Origin of the sequence: Pseudopedobacter saltans DSM 12145, from assembly GCF_000190735.1 — a bacterium.
Lineage (GTDB): Bacteria > Bacteroidota > Bacteroidia > Sphingobacteriales > Sphingobacteriaceae > Pseudopedobacter > Pseudopedobacter saltans.
This window is the reverse complement of record NC_015177.1, coordinates 3,635,538-3,653,164: the sequence shown is the minus strand read 5'-3', so window position 1 is coordinate 3,653,164 and position 17,627 is coordinate 3,635,538. Positions and strand designations below refer to the sequence as shown.

Sequence of the window (17,627 nt, the reverse complement as noted above, 5' to 3'; positions counted from 1 at the left end):
ACTTAAAAAATTAAGGAGACAGCCGCTCCTGCGTTTAAACTGGAGTTATAAACTGCATTTTTATTTTTTACACTGAAGTCTCTTTTCTCTTTACTATTATTGAGCACAATGATTACTATTTTCCCCGATGGCGTTTTGAAAGCAACGTTCGGTAAACCATCAATCAAATTTGACTCGATTCTAACGGAGCCGGGTCTTACAAATTTCGCTGCCTGAGCAACCGTATAATATGCTGGGTTTCTTTTAACTACATCACCGTCTACAGTAACCGCTCCAAGACATTTACTGCATCCACCACGATCTGTAAAAGGTGTTAACTCGCTATTAGATGTGATATTCCATTCCAAAACCGTTTTACTCCAGTTTCTAGTTGCACCAATAGTTAAGTTTTGAATATGATTGACAAAATCTCGGTGAAGATTTCCAGGCGCACCAAACCATTGTTCAGTAAAATAAAGGTTTTTATCAGGATGTGCTTCTTTTACTTTTGATAAGGCATCAATCGTTCCTCCATACAAGTGAAATGCCGAACCATCAATATACTTTTTAGCATTAGGATCATTTAAAATTTCGATAGGATATTCTGGTTTATCGGCATTATGGTCATAAATAATAACTTTTGTTTTGACCTTATGTTTTTGAAATGCCGGACCTAAATGATTCTTCACAAACTCCGCCTGATCTTTAGCCAGCATCAATAAACTTGGATTGTTGCCTGGATGCAAAGGTTCATTTTGTACGGTTAAAGCGTCTATAATAACCCCTTCCTTGGCCATTTCCTGAATATATTTTACCAGGTACAACGCGTAAGCATCATAAAATTCCGGCTTCAAACTTCCCCCACGGGTGTCGTTGTTGGTTTTCATCCATTTTGGTGGAGACCAGGGAGAGCCCATCAATTTTATTTTAGGATTAATTGTGAGAATTTCCTTTAAAACCGGAATGACATCTTTCTTGTCCTGCCCCAAATCGAACTTCTTCATCTCTACGTCCGTTTCTCCGTCCGGAAGATCATCATAAGAAAAAACAAAATCATTTAAATCCGATGCTCCTACGCTTAAGCGCAAATAACTTGTTCCTATATTTTCCTTATCAAATGCAAATAGCTCTTCTAATAATTTTTTCCTTGCTTGTGGACTCATTTTTAGCAAATGTCCAGCACTGCCGCCTGTCAATGTATATCCGAAACCATCGATAGTCTGATATCGTTTATTGGGATTGATTTCGATTATATTAGCTGCGCTTGCATGTTGTGAAGCTAAAACCGACGCTTGTTTTTTGAATAAAACCTCGGCCTTAGGATCCGTCAACCAGGCTTCCGCCATTTTTCCTTTTTGAGCGAAAACACTTACGGAAAAAAATGACAATCCCAGAAAGAGAGTCTTCTTCAGACGCTTTAATAAAATATCTGTCATAAGAATTTAGTTGAATATAATTGGTAAAATAGATGCCATGCCTCCGAAAACTAACCACCAGGTCGGTTGGAGACATGACATCTATTTTTATTAATCAATGATATAAGTACTTATTGAATGCGCTTTACTTGTCGTTTTAGCCGCGTATCCTTTTAACCACAATTGGTAAGGCATATCGTTGGACGTTTTATTCATCACTACAACAACTATTTTTCCGTCCGGATTAACAAATCCCGTAGTTTCTAAAACATCTCTGGATGGCGAGGTAATTATTCTCTTTGCTCCTGGCTGAATGAATTTTGAGAAGTGACCTAAATAATAATACGCATTGGTATAGATCAATTTTTTATTCTTGGTATCTGCATGTATCGGAGCGAAACAAAGGTTTTTAACATGATTTGGTCCACCCGTTTCATCCAATAAAATGTTCCAGTCTGTCCAAGCGGCTGTACCTGCGTTAAAGTCGTTAATCATAGAATATCCATACCTTTCGCCTAAGGACCAGTTGTAAATGCTGTCCATATCGAACTTTTCTTTACATCCTTCGGTAAATATCAATTCTTTCTCTGGAAACGCCTCTTTAACATTTCTAAGGTTATAGAACTGCATATCGCTTTTTGTCCATGTTTCGTACCAATGGAAACCAATTCCCCAAACATATTTAGCGGCTTCTTTATCTCCAAGAATGGTACTTGCTCTTTGATAAACCTGATCGCGATTGTGATCCCAGGCGATTAATTTTTTATTCGCCATTCCGGCTTTATGTAAAGTAGGGCCTAAATATTCTTTAATAAAATCTCTTTCTTCCTCCGCTGTAAAAATGCAAGACTCCCATCTTTGTTTCGCCATTGGTTCGTTCTGCACTGTTAAGCCCCAAATGGGTAGTCCTCTTTTTTCATATTCCTGAATATACCTGATATAGTAATTTGCCCAAGCCTGACGATATTCGGGAAGCAATTTACCGCCCTGCAACATGTTATTGTTATCTTTCATCCAGGCTGGTGGAGTCCATGGACTTACATACAAAGGTAAAGTTCCGCCGGCCATTGCTGTCGCCGCTTTAATCAAAGGCAGTCTGTATTTTTCTTCGGGCGCAATGTTGAATGTTTTCAGCTCCTTATCATTATCTTTTACATAAGTATAGCTGTAGGAGGAAAAATCGCAGCTATTGATGTTCGTTCTCGCTAAATTATAGCCAATACCTTCTGTTTTGCTGTAATACGCTTTTAAAAACTCTTGTTGTAATGCTTTTGGAAGCTTAGCATAAGTTTCTGCAGACGCATCTGTAATAGCTCCTCCAATCCCTATCATCGTCTGAAAGGTCCTGTCTGCATCTATAAAAACTGTCGCCTCTGTTTCAAAAGGTTGTGCATTTGGAGAAAAACTTAATGTCCCGTTTTCGCTGATACGCAATTTTGTATCTTTCGCTGTCGTAAAAACTTTAACTTTCTTTGAAGCTACATTTTGGGCAAAACCAACGTTTGCCGCAACCAATGCAACGCCAAGAAAAAAACCTAATTTTCTATTCATTTCTGTTTTAAATAATTTATTACCAAACATATGTTCCAACAGAGCCTGCATTCAGTGTTGAAGAGACCTGTTTTCCGTTGTATTTCACATTAAATGATTGTGTCGCTCCGCTCTTATTAAGCACAATAAGCGCAATTTTTCCTTCCGGAGTTTTAAAAGCTACATTTTGGAGATTGGTCGCAGCTGATGAAAAAATCCTCTTAGATCCAGGCCGTACAAACTTCGAAGCATGTGCAATGATATAATAAGCGACATTGCGGGAAATTGAAGGCCCGTCGATTGTTAAAGCGCCCAAACATTGGGTACAGCCTCCTTGCGTGTGCGGCTTTTGCAAAGCGTCAGCAGCTAAATTCCATTCTAAGGCGACTTTGCTCCAGTTGTTCATGGACCCAATAATTACGTTTTCTACATGCCATTTAAAATCTCCCGAAAAATTACTTGGCGCACCTACCCATTGTTCGGTAAAGTAGATATTCTTGTCAGGATGCGCATTGTGAACGGTAGATAAGGCACTTATAGAACCCGCATACAAGTGAAAAGCCGAGCCGTCTACATATTTTTTCGCGTCCGGATCGTTTAAAATCTCTATGGGATATTCCGGTTTATCTGCGTTATGATCGTAAACAACAATCTTTGTCTTTATATTCTCTGCCTTGAATACCGGGCCTAAGTTATTTTTTACAAAATTTTTCTGATCCGCAGCAAGCATCAATAAACTTGGATTATTCCCCGGATGAAGTGGCTCGTTTTGTACCGTTAAAGCATCAATAATGATTCCTTCTTTTGCCATTTCCTGGATGTATTTTGCCAGATACCGGGCATAAACATCATAATACTCCGGCCTTAAACTTCCTCCAACAGAATTATTATTTGTTTTCATCCAAAGCGGAGGAGTCCATGGCGAAGCCATAATTTTGATCTGAGGAAAAATCGATATAATCTGTTTTAGAACAGGGATCAAATCTTTCTTTTCTTTTTCCAGTGTGAATTTTTTAAGCTCCAAATCTATTTCTCCCACCGGTAAATCATTATAAGTAAAAACTGATTCGCTTAAATCTGATGCTCCCAAGCTTATTCTTAAATAGCTTACGCCGATATTATTTCCATCATGCTGAAAAAGCTCTTTCAATAAGGCTGCTTTAGATGATTCATTTAGAGAATTAATGAGCGTGGCGCTACCACCGGTTAAAGTGTAACCAAATCCATCAATCTCTTGAAACTGCTTGCTGTCATCTATCTCAATTGTACTTCCTGTGTTTGCCGCTGGACCGAACAGCAAACTCACATTCTGTTTTTTAAATAAACTCGACTGGTCTGTATTTGTCAACCAAAAATCTACATCACTTTTTGTTTCGGTTTTTGGAGGTTGAATAATGCCCTTCTTCTCATCATCAGCATGGTTGCTTTTACATGCAAAGAGCGCTACGGCAGAAAGTAAACAAGTTTTTAGAACTGTTGTTACCATATTCTAGTCTAATAATTGGAATGTATCCTTCAGTTTAATATTGTCAGAAGAAGTACCTATCATCAAATCAAAATCCCCCGGTTCTGCTACCCAATCCAGATTTTTATTATAGAATGAAAGTTTTTCTTTATTGATAACAAAAGTGACTTCCTTACTTTCTCCAGGTTTAAGTAAGATTTTGGTAAAATCTTTTAGTTCTTTTACAGGCCTAACTAAACTGGCTACTTTATCTCTCAAATACAGCTGGACAACCTCTTCACCTGCATATTTTCCATCGTTTTTCAATGTGAATTTTACAGTAATTGACCCGTCTTGATTTAATGACTTCGAGCTTAATGTCAAATTACTATAAGCAAAGTTGGTATAGCTTAATCCATATCCAAAAGCATATTTCGGACTATTCGGAGAATCGATATAAGCAGATCTGTAGTGAATGTTATTTTCGTTAATTACTGGTCTTCCAGTATTGTTATAGTTGTAATAAATCGGAAGTTGACCTTCTGATCTCGGGAAAGTCATTGGCAGTTTCCCTGACGGATTATAATCTCCAAACAATACATTAGCCATAGCATGTCCCGCTTCGCTTCCTAACCACCAGGTGTACATAATAGCATCAGCATTATCAGCCGTCCAGTTAAAAATCAAAGGCCGGCCCGCCATGATCAATACAACAACAGGTTTTCCTGATTTTTTCAATTCTTTTATCAGCTCTTCCTGAACTCCCGGTAAATGAATATTTGCCCTGCTTTTAGCTTCTCCGCTCATATCAAAAGCTTCTCCTACTGCTACAACTACCACATCAGATTTCCTTGCAACTTCTACAGCGTCTGCAAAGCCAGATTTATCATCATCATTGATATTGCAACCTTTGGCATAGTTGATCTGTGTTTTCTTTCCTTGCTTGGTCTCTAAGCCTTCATGAAGCGAAACCAAGTGATCGTTGTCCCAAACCACAGACCAGAAACCTTTCATATCTTCTGCTGACTTAGCTAAAGGACCAACCAAAGCAATAGATTTAACGTCTTTGCTTAATGGCAATACCTGATTTTGATTTTTTAACAGGACGATACTTTTTTGAGCAACTTCTAAAGCCACTTTTTTATTTGCGGCAGAGTTAAGTTCTTTCTTTTCTCTTTTTTCATCAGAGAAACGGTAAGGATCATCAAAAAGCCCCATTTCAAACTTTTTAGTTAAAATCCTGCGAACGGCATCATTAATTAAATCTTCGGAAACTTCTTTATTTTTCACCAGTTTCTCCAGAAAGTTCACATAAGCATAGCTTTCCATATCCATATCCGAACCGCCCTTGATAGCATATTTAGCCGCTTCTTCGTTATCTTTGGCAAAACCATGAGGAACCATTTCTCTTACCGAGCCCCAATCTGAAACCACAAATCCTTTAAACCCCCATTTTCCTTTCAGGATATCTCTTTGCAAATAGGTATTTGCTGTTGCTGGTATTCCGTTTAAATCATTGAATGAATTCATAAAAGTTGCTGCTCCCGCATCTAAAGCCGCTTTGAAAGGTGGCAGATAAACTTCCCACAAATGTCTCTCACTCATGTCAACCGTATTATAATCTCTACCAGCCACTGCGGCTCCATAAGCGGCAAAGTGTTTTACACAAGCCATTACGGCATCCAGCTCTCCCAATCCTTTTCCCTGAAACCCTCTCACTCTGGCTTTGGCAATCATTGATCCCAGGTAAGTATCTTCCCCCGCACCTTCCATTACGCGTCCCCAACGGGCGTCTCGACTGATGTCAACCATTGGTGCGAAAGTCCAGTGAATACCTGCCGCAGCCGCTTCACGTCCGGCAACTCTTGACGCGAACTCTATTGCATCTAAATCCCAACTTGCAGCTTCAGCTAATGGAATAGGAAAAGTTACCCGATAACCGTGTATCACATCCAAACCAAAAAGTAAAGGAATTTTCAATCTGGAACGCATTGCGGCCTCCTGAACCATTCTGGTATCTTTCGAGCCTCTAACATTTAACATCGAGCCCACTTTTCCTGCTTCGATATCTTTTAACTTATTACTATTGGCACTGATTGGGCCTGTTGATGTCCTATCACTTGTAAATTGATTAAGCTGACCTATTTTTTCCTGTAAGGTCATTTTAGACATTAAATCATTTACGCGTTGTTCTATGGGATCCCCTTTCTTCCCTTGAGCAAAAACGTTGTTGCACAGAGAAGAGCTTAACATTAAAACAAAAGAAAGTTTTCTGAAATTGTTACTCGTCATTTAGGTATTCTTATTAGTCTTTCTCAAAACTAATTGTTTCGGTTCAGAAACTCCTTTTTAAGTCCCCTACTCAAACCATACAATAAACAGAATATTTAAAAAAACGAATTAAAACGATACTACAAAGGCACTACAAAATAGCCACAAACACCTTTATAACAAACATTTACAGATAAAAGCAAATCCCTAAAGCTATTTTATTAGAAAGTCCATTTACGCCATTTAATCGTGTAGTGGTTTGGGTTCCAGAAGTAAAAAAAAGTCGGTCTATTCCTTTTTTGGATACATATTTCTGGAAATTGTATTCCATTTCCAATGATAGCTTTTTGCTTAACTGGTATTTAGGACCTATACTAAAACCGTATCCAAGAGCATTTGCCCGATGAGTGAAGCTTTTTGGATGAGCAAATTCTTCAACAAGATTCCAATTCCCAATCGCAGAGTAATCCAATTTCTGAAAATTAGCTATTGCTGCTATGCTCAATTTTTTATCCGTAAAATAAATGCCTTCTAAAGCTAAAACCGCTCCTTGCCATTTGGTTTTATAATTGCTGTTCAGAGTTTCCTGCCCTACAGAAAAACCATCGTCCGTAAGGTATAATGATTGTCTTGAAATGGTATAGCCAAGTTCGGCTAGAAGAGCTAATTTCTTTGTAGCATAAAAAGAGTAGGCTAAACTGTTTTCCAGTCCCCAGGAATACCCTTTATTAGTTTCCAAAACAGCAGAAAATATTTCATTTTGTCTGTCATCTTCGGAATAATCACGGTCAGATACATTTCCTGATAAAACAAATGTTTTTTCGGCATTTATTTTATAGGTTAAGTTCTTTAGAAACCTATATCCAACTTGTATCTCCGTCGAATTTCCTTTCATTTTCTCCCAAATCAATTCAGAATATATATTGGGGCTGTTTCCGTTCAAATTACCTGCAATAGACCAGTCTAAATCTTGTAAATGTAACCCTTCAGAAACTTTAACAGAGAACTTTGCTACTTCTTGTGCCTCGCTACCTGAGAAATAAAGAGTAAAAACTAAACTTAAAAAGACTGCTTTAAAAGCTTTCTTCATGCTATTAACATTAGATGCTACTTTATCTCTATTTGGTTATCTGAATCAGGAAGTCATACAAATTTGTTTCCGAAGAAATTTGCAGTTTTTTCCTTAGTCGATATCTACCAACTTCTACGGCTTTTATGGTTATATTCATCAATTGGGCAATCTCTTTCGAACTCAAATTCATTTTTATGAAAGCACAAAGCTTAAGCTCATTAGGTGTTAAATCCGGAAATTTTTCTTTTAACTTGTTAAAAAAATCAGAATTAACATTGTTAAAATGCGCTGTAAAGTTATCCCAATCCTGATTCCCTTTTTCAACTTCTTTTATAAGCCTTACCAAATGCCTTAAATTAGTGGAGTTTTCTTCGATCCGTTCGCTTTGTGCTAAAGTGGATATTACGTCTTTGATCTTCGTTAGCACCTTCCCCCTTTGTACTAAATTCATGGTCATAGAAGAGAGCTCCCTATTTTTAAAATCTATCTCCGATTCTAATTTTTCATTTTTCAACCTCACGATTTCCTTCTCGTTTCGGTCTAATTCCAATTGATGTAAATAGCGAAGCTTTTCACGAGCTTTTTTATGATTTCTTTCCTGCCACTTGTAACCAATGTAAATTATTGCTACCAACAAAAACAGGTATGCTGCATACATAAATTTCGTCTGATACCATTTTGGAAGGATAGTAAATTTATAGGAAACAAGGTCTGATTCGTTATCTATTCCATTTCTGGATTTTATTTTAAACACATATTTCCCCGGTGAAAGATTAGTATAATCCTTTTCTGTTTTATTACTCCAATTAGACCAATCTTTGTCTAATCCTTCCAACAAGTAACTGTACTCTATACTTTCCTTATAATCAAACAAGGTTGATGAAAATTCAAAATGGAGTGAGTTAAAACTATTCCTCAATGTATGGGAAATTTGTTCGCCGTTCTGATATCCTCCATAAATTACGGTATCCTTACTGGACGGCACCCGGATTTGACTAATTAAAACATTCGGTTTCTGTATACTTTGTCTATATTTTTGATAATTGATGTGGTAAATCCCCTTATTTCCGGCTATAAATATGTTGTCTTTGTTTAACGCATAGATATGTTCAAATCCGCCGACTGTTTTACCATCCAATTGTGGGAAGTAATAAATCTTTGGGACGGATGAAAAATCAACCACTCCAACTTTTCTATTGGTTACAAACCAGATATTACCTTCGGTATCTTGTTTCAGATATTGGATGGACATCTTACTAAGCAAAGCCAGCTTGGTATAAGGCTCGAACGCATCCTTGACTTCGTTGTATTGATAAATTCCTTTTTCGGTAGCAATAACAGGTTTATCATCTACCTCATAAACGTAATTATACAGATTTGAGGGTAAACCGGAATTCTTATTGTAAATCTTATAGTTTTTGACGGCATTCTTTTCATAATCTACAAAGACTCTATAAATTCCTCTGTAGGGGTGCGATCCCCAAATACTTCTTTTATCCAGAACGATGAAACGTAAAGACTCTTCAAGTCCTGGTATAATCCCTTTATCAAAAAATTTACCGTCATGCGAACCTATTCTTCGCAAACCGAAATAAGTTCCGACAACGATATCATCAATTTTAAGAGAAGAATTCAAATTCCAGGTTCCTATTCCGGAATAAATGGGTGCCAGATTATTATTATCGAAGTAAAAACTGCCATCTTCATGACCTACCAATAATTTATTGGAAAACTGTGAAAGACTCCAAACCTGTCCTTCGGAACTTTTTATATATTGAAAATCACCATAAGCCAAACTTAAATCTTCCTGCCCTTTAGTGTCTAAAGCTGTTGCATAAATCCCGTTTGAAGTACCAACAAATAAATTTCCATTGAAATAACGAATGGCATAACTCGTTACTCTTTTAGATTGATCTAAATAAATCGGTTTGACAGAACTGTTAATCGCCAGATAATCTATTCCGTCGTTTTGCGCCATCCAAAGATTTTTCCCCTGATCCAAAAACAAGGCCCGGTTACTATTTGCCTGCAAGCCTCCGCTATAAGAATAATGATTTAAAATTTCTCCATTGATGTCAATTACATACACTCCGCCGGATGTTGTTCCATAAGCAAAACGATTATCTCCTATTCGCGTTCCTGTATATACCCGATTTTCAGCAGTATTTATTTCGGTAAATTTTGGACTTAGCTTCCCGGCATTCAAAGAAAAAAAGCCGTCTTTTAATGTTGAAATAAGATATTCTTCATTACCTAAGTGTATTACGGAACTAATTACACTTTCTGCCAATATAGGTTCTTTTCCAAACTGCTCCCATTTATTCCCATCAAAATAAACCAGACCTATTTTTTTGGAATGTGCCAAAACTCTGTTTTTTACCTGATCCATGTATTCCCATTCGAAAGCAGGCTTGAACACTTTAATGGACTTTTTATTATAATAAAAGATTACCTCTTTTGCTCTGAAAAGTACGCCGCCTTCGTAAAACGAGATACTCCATATATCTGCAAATCTTTTATTTTCCTTAGGCACCAAATGTACAAGAGAATGATATTCAAGTGTTCCGCTCGTGTTTGGTTCAAAGTACCCGAACTCATCTTGTGCACCTACGAAAATCTTGTTTTCCTGTACTTTAACCGAACGCACAGAGGTTAAATTTGGCGTTTTATAGATATGCCAATAATGTCCGTTAAAAGCCAATAATCCATCATTATTGGCAATATAAATTATACCCTGTTTATCCTGATCAATGCCCCAGTTTTGGGTCCCTCCACGATAAGCCTCGCTGCTGTAATTTATTATCTGTGGTGATATTAATGGTTTAATAGCTAAAACAGAAGCATAACTAATCACCAACACGATTAAAATTAGAGCTTTCTTCGGATTTATTGTCAGCATATAGATTTAGGAATACAAAATGCTAATTTATCAGATATTATCTACAAAAAACAAAAACTTGTATCCCTTCATGCTGTACTTGTTAGTTAAGAGGTCTTTTTACTTTTTAATAAAGCTTCAACATAGTAATAATCAGCATAGTTTAACGGGACATCTATTTCACTTTTTCCGGGTAAATGCCCTGTGCTATGCAGCAAAATAAAACCAGAATTTTTTCCAATCGGAGATCTGTAATGTTTTGTCAGATTGCTTACAATCTTATCAGCCAACTTTTTATATTTCATATCCCTGGTCAGATCAGACATATCATACAATGCGGAGGCAGTAATAGCAGCTGCAGATGCATCCTTCGGCGCATTAGGAATATTCGGATCATTGTAGTCCCAGTACGGAACCAAGTCCCTAGGTAATTGAGGATTCTCAAAAATGTATTTGTATATAGAGTTAGCTGCTTTTAAATACTCGCTATTTCCTGTTTGCTTATAACAATGTAAAAAGCCATAAAAACCCCATGCCTGTCCTCTTGCCCATGCTGATGCGTGGCTATACCCCTGTAAAGTGTGTTTATGTCTTACTTCGCCAGTTTCAGGATCATAATCGACAACATGGTACGAGCTAAAATCGTCCCTAAAATGATTTTTGAGTGTTGTATTAGCATGAGTAATCGCAATATTATAGAAAGTAGAATCGCCGCTCAGTTTAGTAGCTTCAAAAAGCAATTCCAAATTCATCATGTTATCAATGATAACCGGAAATTTCCAAGATTTATCTGGTCCAGAAAAATCCCATGATCTGATTGTCTTTGTTTTTGGATTATATCTCTTGGTTAACGACTTTGCGGACTGAATGATAATATTTTTGTATTCTGGATTATTAGTCAACCTATAGCCATTTCCGTAACTGCAATACATCATAAAACCTAAATCATGTGTAGAGGTATTAAATTGTTCTTTCTTCAAACTTTCAGTGTATTTAATCGCCTGATCTTTCCAATGTTGCTCTTCTGTGTATTCGTACAAATACCAAAGTAATCCAGGATAAAAACCACTTGTCCAATCACCTGAACCCACAAACTTTAATTTTCCGTTTTGTAGCGTTCTTGGAAATTGCTGTTTTCCTATCTGCAGATCCGTACTATCTGATATCAATTGAATTTGACTTTTTATAACAGTAAATTCCTTTTGGATATTTACTTTCTGGCTACAGCCACTTATTGTCCCTATTAAACAAATAGAAAAAAAAGCTTTGTAAAAAACTCGATTTAGCATTATTTGATTTTTGAAATTTTTATTGCATTAATTAGCGGTTCTCCTTTTTGGGCATCAAATTCTATTATAAGACCCTTTGCTTTTGATTTAGCAGTAATGCTTTTTTGCAAAGCAGTAAAATAGCCGCTTTCTTTGGCAACATTTAGGTCTCTAATAACCCTTTTGCCGTTTATCTTGATATCAAAAAGGTTTTCTGATAAATTCCATTTTTCATCCTGATTTTCATTTCCCGTTAGGTTATAAAGTAATTTGGTTTGTTCGTCATTGAATTCTGCAAAAAGAAATTCTATATGATATGTTCCACGAGGAACATCAAATATCAATTTGTTTAACCCCATACGCTGAGTTTGGTAAAGTGGATCTTCTTCGGTTCCGATGATATTTTTATCTACTCCGTATTTTTGTCTGGGTGCATTTTCACGAAATAATGCCTTGCCTCCAACGTATCCCCACGAACCAAAGGCAAACTCCTTTTCGGGCAACCAAACATAACCTAATGTATCGGTGTAGCTTCTGGTATCTCCAAAAGACATTAATAGCGGTTTTCTAAAATCATATGACTTTAAAGAAGCCGGAAGCAGATTTAAAACGATTGTTGTGCTATCTGCAAATAATTGCCCTCCGTTTGAATATCCTCGTACCAACACTTTGTTTTTGCCATTAAGCAAAGTCGTTTTCCAGTTTGCAATATTGTCATTTACAGTCGCCGCTTCAACCGTTTTATCGTTAACAAAAAGTTCTAGTTTATTTAAATTGGAATATACGTTAATGCTCTGAACTGAAAAATTTGTATCAGAAACCGTGGCTCTGTTGATCCAATTGGAAATTTTAACAATAGGCTTGTCATTAAATCTTGTCCGATAAAGCCAATAAGTATCTTTGGCTTGTCTGTCTAAAGTAAGCAAGCCTTTATTATTGATATGCGGCATGGTTTCTTCCCTGGTTTCCGAAGAAAAATCAGCGAGATTCCAAGCCATTGCCCCTGCAACAAAAGGCCGGCTTAAAATGTCTTTAATATAGCCCTGGTGGTATGCAATCCCATACTCTATACTTTTATCGAAACGGATAGGATTTGCAACATTAATTCGCGGATCAACATCCGCTCCATATTCGGTAACCAGTAAAGGCTTCTCTTTCAGATCTTTATGTATCTGATCCAGTTGACGTCCAAAATCTTCTATTTTCCCACCATACCAGCCAGGGTAAAGATTCCATCCAACGATATCAGAAATATGGTTCAGTCCGACCTGATTGTATAAATTGAAATTACCATGATGGGCAATCATCGTAAAACGCGATGGGTCTTCTTTCTTTGTCAGGTTTTCTAATTTCTGCGCAAGAATCCGAATATTTTCAAAATATATCTTTTGGCGTTCTTTATTGTTATTGAACTTAGGTCTTAGTAAAACTTCATTCATATACCCCCAAATAACCACGCTTGGATGATTGTAATATTGCCTGATCATCTCTTGCTGCATATGAAGGCTATTTTGAGTAAATTCTTCCGATTCCGTTATTTCATTAACAATTGGAATTTCAATGGAAGTAATTATTCCCAAAGAATCACAAGCTTCTAAAACAGATTTTGTCTGTGGATAATGCGCAACACGAAGAAAATTCCCTCCCATTTCTTTCAGTAAACTTACATCTTCAATTTGCAAATCGTCTGGAACAGCATTTCCCATATTCTTAAAATCCTGATGCCTGCTTGCCCCAATAAGTTTTAAGGGCTTTCCGTTTAACAGAAAGACCTTATCCTCGTTAAAAAAATACCATCTGAAAGCGAGAGGATTGTTAATCTCATCCAAAACATTTCCATCGGAATCTATTAGTTGAGTTTTTAGGCGATATAAATTGGGACTTTGCGGACTCCAAAGTCGCGGATTTTTGACTTCCAATGCCTGTTCAAAACGCTTCGTTTCATTTTGCTTTAATAGAATCCTGGTTTCTGAAAAAGAAATTTCTATCCCTTCTCTCGAATAAATGGCATTTCTAAGCTTAAGCTCTTTTTGTTGGTTCGAACTGTTCTTTATTTGAGCAACAACATTAACTTTTGCTTGCGAGGAATCGACTTTTGGGGTAGTAATATATATTCCATTTGCTCCAAAATTATGATCTTCAAAGTAAGTTTCGCTTGTTTCTATAATAGCGATTTTTCTATACAAGCCTCCAAAAAATGTAAAGTCTGCTGATAAAGGCGGAAGATTTTCATTGAATTTATTTGTAACAATCAGAATTACTTCGTTGTCCTTTCCTTTCTGTAAAAACGGGCCTATTTCCGCAATAAATTGAGTATATCCTCCCTTATGATCTTTTATCTGTTGCCTGTTGATAAGGAGTTGCGCCTCTTGTCCTGCTGCTTCAAATTGCAGAAAAATTCGTTTTCCAACACTTAAATCATTCAGATGAATTGTATTTTTATAAACCCCTGTCCCTCTGTAATAACCGGGCGTATCATCCATGACATCGTACGCATTCCACGTATGCGGAATACGTACTTTTTGCCACGGCTTGTTGAGATTAACGATTGAACTTAAATTATTTGATGAATCTTTAACGAACGACCATCCGCTATTATATGGTATTACTTTTCTGTTTTGTGAAAACACATTTAAGCACAAAAGAAAACAAGCGAGTAAAAAGACAAAGCTTTTATATTTTTTGCCAGTCATGAGTCTTTATTAAAATATCTGTAATCGTAAAATTTAGTTTAAGAAAAGTCTTAACTTAAGCCAAAGTTAACGAAAAACAGAAACAACAAAACATAAAACACTATATATCAACACATTAAAAAACAAGATCAATACGCTTTAATCCCGAAAGGATCCTTTTTTTAATACTCTGTATCTGCGGGTTACGCATTTACCAAACAAAAAATGCGAAGTCTTATGATACGTTAAAGACTTCGCATTTTGTTAGTTTTTTACTCCTCTTTTTTAATCTATTCTACCAATACGTAGGCCATCCAATCGGATTGCTCTGTCTTTTTTAACACAGCGTTCCTTTGGGCAATTATGTCTTTATAGTTACTTGCATACTGCCAACAAGTACTTTGTCTAATTCCCGTTTTTTTGGATAATTGATAAGATGATATTTCTCCTTTATTTTTATGAATCAATAACAGAATGTAAAAAGCTTTGTTGATAGGGATCCGACTATTTTGGAATATTGTTCCGCTTAAAACAGATTCATCATAATTGCATTTGCTGCATCGTCTCCCAAACGGAGATTTCCCGGGATAAAAAGCATCATTATCGCAGCGCTTACAAAGATATTCCTTATCCCTCCATTTTATTTCTGATAGAAATTTATAACAGGATTCCTTATCAGGATATTTTACAACAAATTCATTAAAACCGATGTCCCTGGAATGAATCCTTGCATCTGTAACTTCTTCTATATTGATTTTTAATACTTCGTTATCTTTCTCTAACAAAGCATTCATATTAGCTATTTCTTCCTTTTGTGCTTCCAGTTGCTGATTAACTGCTAACAACGTCTCATTTTGTGCTTCAATAATTGCCTTGTGTTTAAGTAATTCTTCTTTCTGTTCCTTCAATAACAGAGTTCGGTCCGCAACTTTTTCTTCAAGCTCCCTATTAACCTTATCTTTTAAACTTGTATTAATTTTCATTTGCTGAATTACCTTATCCTGCGCCCTTACCTTTCTTTTCTTTAAAATCCGCACCTGATCACCAATAGAAAATGAAAGAAAGACCATCTCCAAAATAAAGCACACACTCAAACTGTAGTAAGTAACATAACCGGGCAGAAAGCGAGCAATCCCCAAAACCATTAAAACTCGAACGGCAAATCCCGCCATTAATATCGAGTATGCGAGAACAAAAAACCTTGCAGGCTTATATCCCTTTACAAGAATATTTATCCCTATTATAAAGCATAAACTAAGTGGAATAAATTCGATAAATTTATAAATAAACCATTCCGGTTTGATGAAGAGACAAATCAGAAAAAATATTGTACGAAATGCAATAACAAAAATTGTTAGCTTATAAAACCCCGGAGCTTTCACTTTCACATGTAAAAGATGAAGCATGAAAACCAAAGCCGAAATCCCCATACAGTATAAGGAAATTCCTGTAGCATATGGATTTAAGCTGGGCAAGTTTGGCCATATAAATTGAAAAGCAACACCATCAGATGACATTTCGAAAAGAGCAACAAAAACCAGATAAACTACATATATCAAATATTCCTTTCGCTTTATGGCGATGTACATCAGCATATTGTGCAAACAAAAAATCAAAAGCATTCCATAAAACAAACCAAACATGAAATATTCCGAAATTGCATAGTTAAGTACCCGTTCAATCGAACGAAGAACTATAATGATGTTTATATATGCGCTGGATTTTACTCGGAAATAGCAAGTTTGTTCTCCAGATTTTAGATTTAATAAATTGAAATGATAGTTTTTGTGCCCTAAAAGGCGTTCGTTAAAAGGGCGTTGAGCTCCTGCTACTCGTTTTACATAATTGCCTTTTTCATTTGGAATATATGCTTCAATGAATTCTGTTGTCTGATCGTAGAACTCAAAGACATATTTACCATTTAAATTTTTAAGTACGTTTATATTTACTCTAACCCAATAATAAGACTCTTTATTTCGGTTTCTTGGATAATGATCTCTATTTGCTTTAAATAATGTATCACCCGTTTCAGAAAGGATATCATTTATTCCAAGCTTACCTGTTTTGTCTTCATATATAAAAAGTTCGTCTTTAACAAACACATGTTCTTCAAACCCAGAATTGACTTTAAAGTCCTGCTGGGCAAAGGCTCTTGAAAACAAAACTGAAACAAATACAAAAAGCGCAAAAATTGCTCTTTTATTCTGAAACATATTATGATTTACAAACAATTACCTGATCCTTTTCCTTCGACGTCCACATTCCACCCTTTCTGAACAGCGATACTTGTTTCACTCGAAACAAGTCCTCTGTTATTAGCGATCAACAGATTTATCTTTTTCTCCGGTGCTTGTTCTTCAACAACATTGTTTGGTAAATGCGCATAAAGCTCGTTTAATGCACAAGCATCAAGTTTATTATAGGTTACATCCAAAAATTTTATTTCAGTAAACCCTTTAACTTCTAATTGTCTAAATCTATTTCCGCTTAAGTTTAAAGTTCGAAGCGATTTTTGTTTACTTAAATCAAGTTGATCTAATAAATTATCTGAAATGTTGAGGTTAGAAAGATTGATATTATTTGTAAGGTTTATTGTTTTTAAATAATTGTAAGAACAATTTAGATAAGTCAATCTTTTATTTGCAGATACATCTAATACGCTAAGTCTAACATCGCTCGCCATCAGGCTTCTTAAATTCTTATTCGCACTTACGTTAATATTTCTTAAAATGTTTTTCCCGCAATCCAAAGTAACTAAATCTGGCGCTGCACTCACATCTAAAAAAGTAAGAAATTGATCAAAACAAGAAAAAACCTTGATTCCCTTTGCATAGATCTTTATTGTCGTACTCTTTTTAACCTCTTCGCTAATAACCGTTGCGTCGTTAATTTTAGATTCATCATTAACATCATATGATTTTTTCTCTCCATTCCCCCAATCAATTTCCAAAGGTCCTTTGTTTACTAAAGACACCTTAAATGTAACAAGCCCTTTAGTGTTTCTTTTCAATATAATTTCGGGACGGTCCTGAGCGAACAGAAATAATGGCATTAGCAATGCAACAATAAACAAATACCTTTTCATCATTATAGTTTAT

General features: G+C 36.1%; 10 protein-coding genes. All 10 read right to left on the bottom strand.

The window, feature by feature from the left end:
• Nucleotides 1–2: 2 nt before the first annotated feature.
• The 10 genes from PEDSA_RS15475 to PEDSA_RS15430 all read right to left on the bottom strand — a co-directional run bounded on the left by PEDSA_RS15475 (nt 3) and on the right by PEDSA_RS15430 (nt 17,617).
• Complete coding sequence (locus PEDSA_RS15475) at nt 3–1,415, bottom strand: glycoside hydrolase family 30 protein (RefSeq protein WP_013634102.1); 1,413 nt, start codon at nt 1,413–1,415, stop codon at nt 3–5.
• A gap of 90 nt (nt 1,416–1,505) precedes the next feature.
• Nucleotides 1,506–2,945, bottom strand: coding sequence for a glycoside hydrolase family 30 protein (locus PEDSA_RS15470; RefSeq protein WP_041537500.1), 1,440 nt, complete (start codon nt 2,943–2,945; stop codon nt 1,506–1,508).
• Nucleotides 2,946–2,964: 19 nt separating this feature from the next.
• Nucleotides 2,965–4,410, bottom strand: coding sequence for a glycoside hydrolase family 30 protein (locus PEDSA_RS15465; RefSeq protein WP_013634100.1), 1,446 nt, complete (start codon nt 4,408–4,410; stop codon nt 2,965–2,967).
• A gap of 3 nt (nt 4,411–4,413) precedes the next feature.
• A complete protein-coding gene (locus PEDSA_RS15460) occupies nt 4,414–6,660 on the bottom strand; it encodes a glycoside hydrolase family 3 N-terminal domain-containing protein (protein ID WP_013634099.1) in 2,247 nt (748 codons plus the stop codon).
• A 166-nt stretch (nt 6,661–6,826) separates the two neighbouring features.
• Complete coding sequence (locus tag PEDSA_RS15455) at nt 6,827–7,729, bottom strand: hypothetical protein (protein WP_013634098.1); 903 nt, start codon at nt 7,727–7,729, stop codon at nt 6,827–6,829.
• Between the two features lie 28 nt (nt 7,730–7,757).
• Nucleotides 7,758–10,610: a triple tyrosine motif-containing protein gene (locus PEDSA_RS15450; protein ID WP_013634097.1), complete on the bottom strand. Its 2,853-nt coding sequence runs from the start codon at nt 10,608–10,610 to the stop codon at nt 7,758–7,760.
• A gap of 86 nt (nt 10,611–10,696) precedes the next feature.
• Nucleotides 10,697–11,878 (bottom strand): glycoside hydrolase family 88 protein, encoded by a 1,182-nt coding sequence (locus tag PEDSA_RS15445; RefSeq protein ID WP_013634096.1) that lies wholly within the window; start codon nt 11,876–11,878, stop codon nt 10,697–10,699.
• Complete coding sequence (locus PEDSA_RS15440) at nt 11,878–14,487, bottom strand: glycoside hydrolase family 2 TIM barrel-domain containing protein (protein ID WP_169311992.1); 2,610 nt, start codon at nt 14,485–14,487, stop codon at nt 11,878–11,880. Before PEDSA_RS15440 ends, PEDSA_RS15445 begins: the two co-directional genes overlap by 1 nt.
• Before the next feature lie 332 nt (nt 14,488–14,819).
• On the bottom strand, nt 14,820–16,742 hold the full coding sequence (locus PEDSA_RS15435) for a 7TM diverse intracellular signaling domain-containing protein (protein ID WP_013634094.1): 1,923 nt from the start codon (nt 16,740–16,742) through the stop codon (nt 14,820–14,822).
• Nucleotides 16,743–16,750: 8 nt separating this feature from the next.
• Nucleotides 16,751–17,617, bottom strand: coding sequence for a leucine-rich repeat domain-containing protein (locus PEDSA_RS15430; RefSeq protein WP_013634093.1), 867 nt, complete (start codon nt 17,615–17,617; stop codon nt 16,751–16,753).
• Nucleotides 17,618–17,627: the final 10 nt, after the last annotated feature.

What these genes read in the sequence shown, in the direction of transcription:
- PEDSA_RS15475 (WP_013634102.1), bottom strand. Translation starts at nt 1,415, where the DNA reads ATGACAGATATTTTATTAAAGCGTCTGAAGAAGACTCTCTTTCTGGGA.
- PEDSA_RS15470 (WP_041537500.1), bottom strand. Translation starts at nt 2,945, where the DNA reads ATGAATAGAAAATTAGGTTTTTTTCTTGGCGTTGCATTGGTTGCGGCA.
- PEDSA_RS15465 (WP_013634100.1), bottom strand. Translation starts at nt 4,410, where the DNA reads ATGGTAACAACAGTTCTAAAAACTTGTTTACTTTCTGCCGTAGCGCTC.
- PEDSA_RS15460 (WP_013634099.1), bottom strand. Translation starts at nt 6,660, where the DNA reads ATGACGAGTAACAATTTCAGAAAACTTTCTTTTGTTTTAATGTTAAGC.
- PEDSA_RS15455 (WP_013634098.1), bottom strand. Translation starts at nt 7,729, where the DNA reads ATGAAGAAAGCTTTTAAAGCAGTCTTTTTAAGTTTAGTTTTTACTCTT.
- PEDSA_RS15450 (WP_013634097.1), bottom strand. Translation starts at nt 10,610, where the DNA reads ATGCTGACAATAAATCCGAAGAAAGCTCTAATTTTAATCGTGTTGGTG.
- PEDSA_RS15445 (WP_013634096.1), bottom strand. Translation starts at nt 11,878, where the DNA reads ATGCTAAATCGAGTTTTTTACAAAGCTTTTTTTTCTATTTGTTTAATA.
- PEDSA_RS15435 (WP_013634094.1), bottom strand. Translation starts at nt 16,742, where the DNA reads ATGTTTCAGAATAAAAGAGCAATTTTTGCGCTTTTTGTATTTGTTTCA.
- PEDSA_RS15430 (WP_013634093.1), bottom strand. Translation starts at nt 17,617, where the DNA reads ATGATGAAAAGGTATTTGTTTATTGTTGCATTGCTAATGCCATTATTT.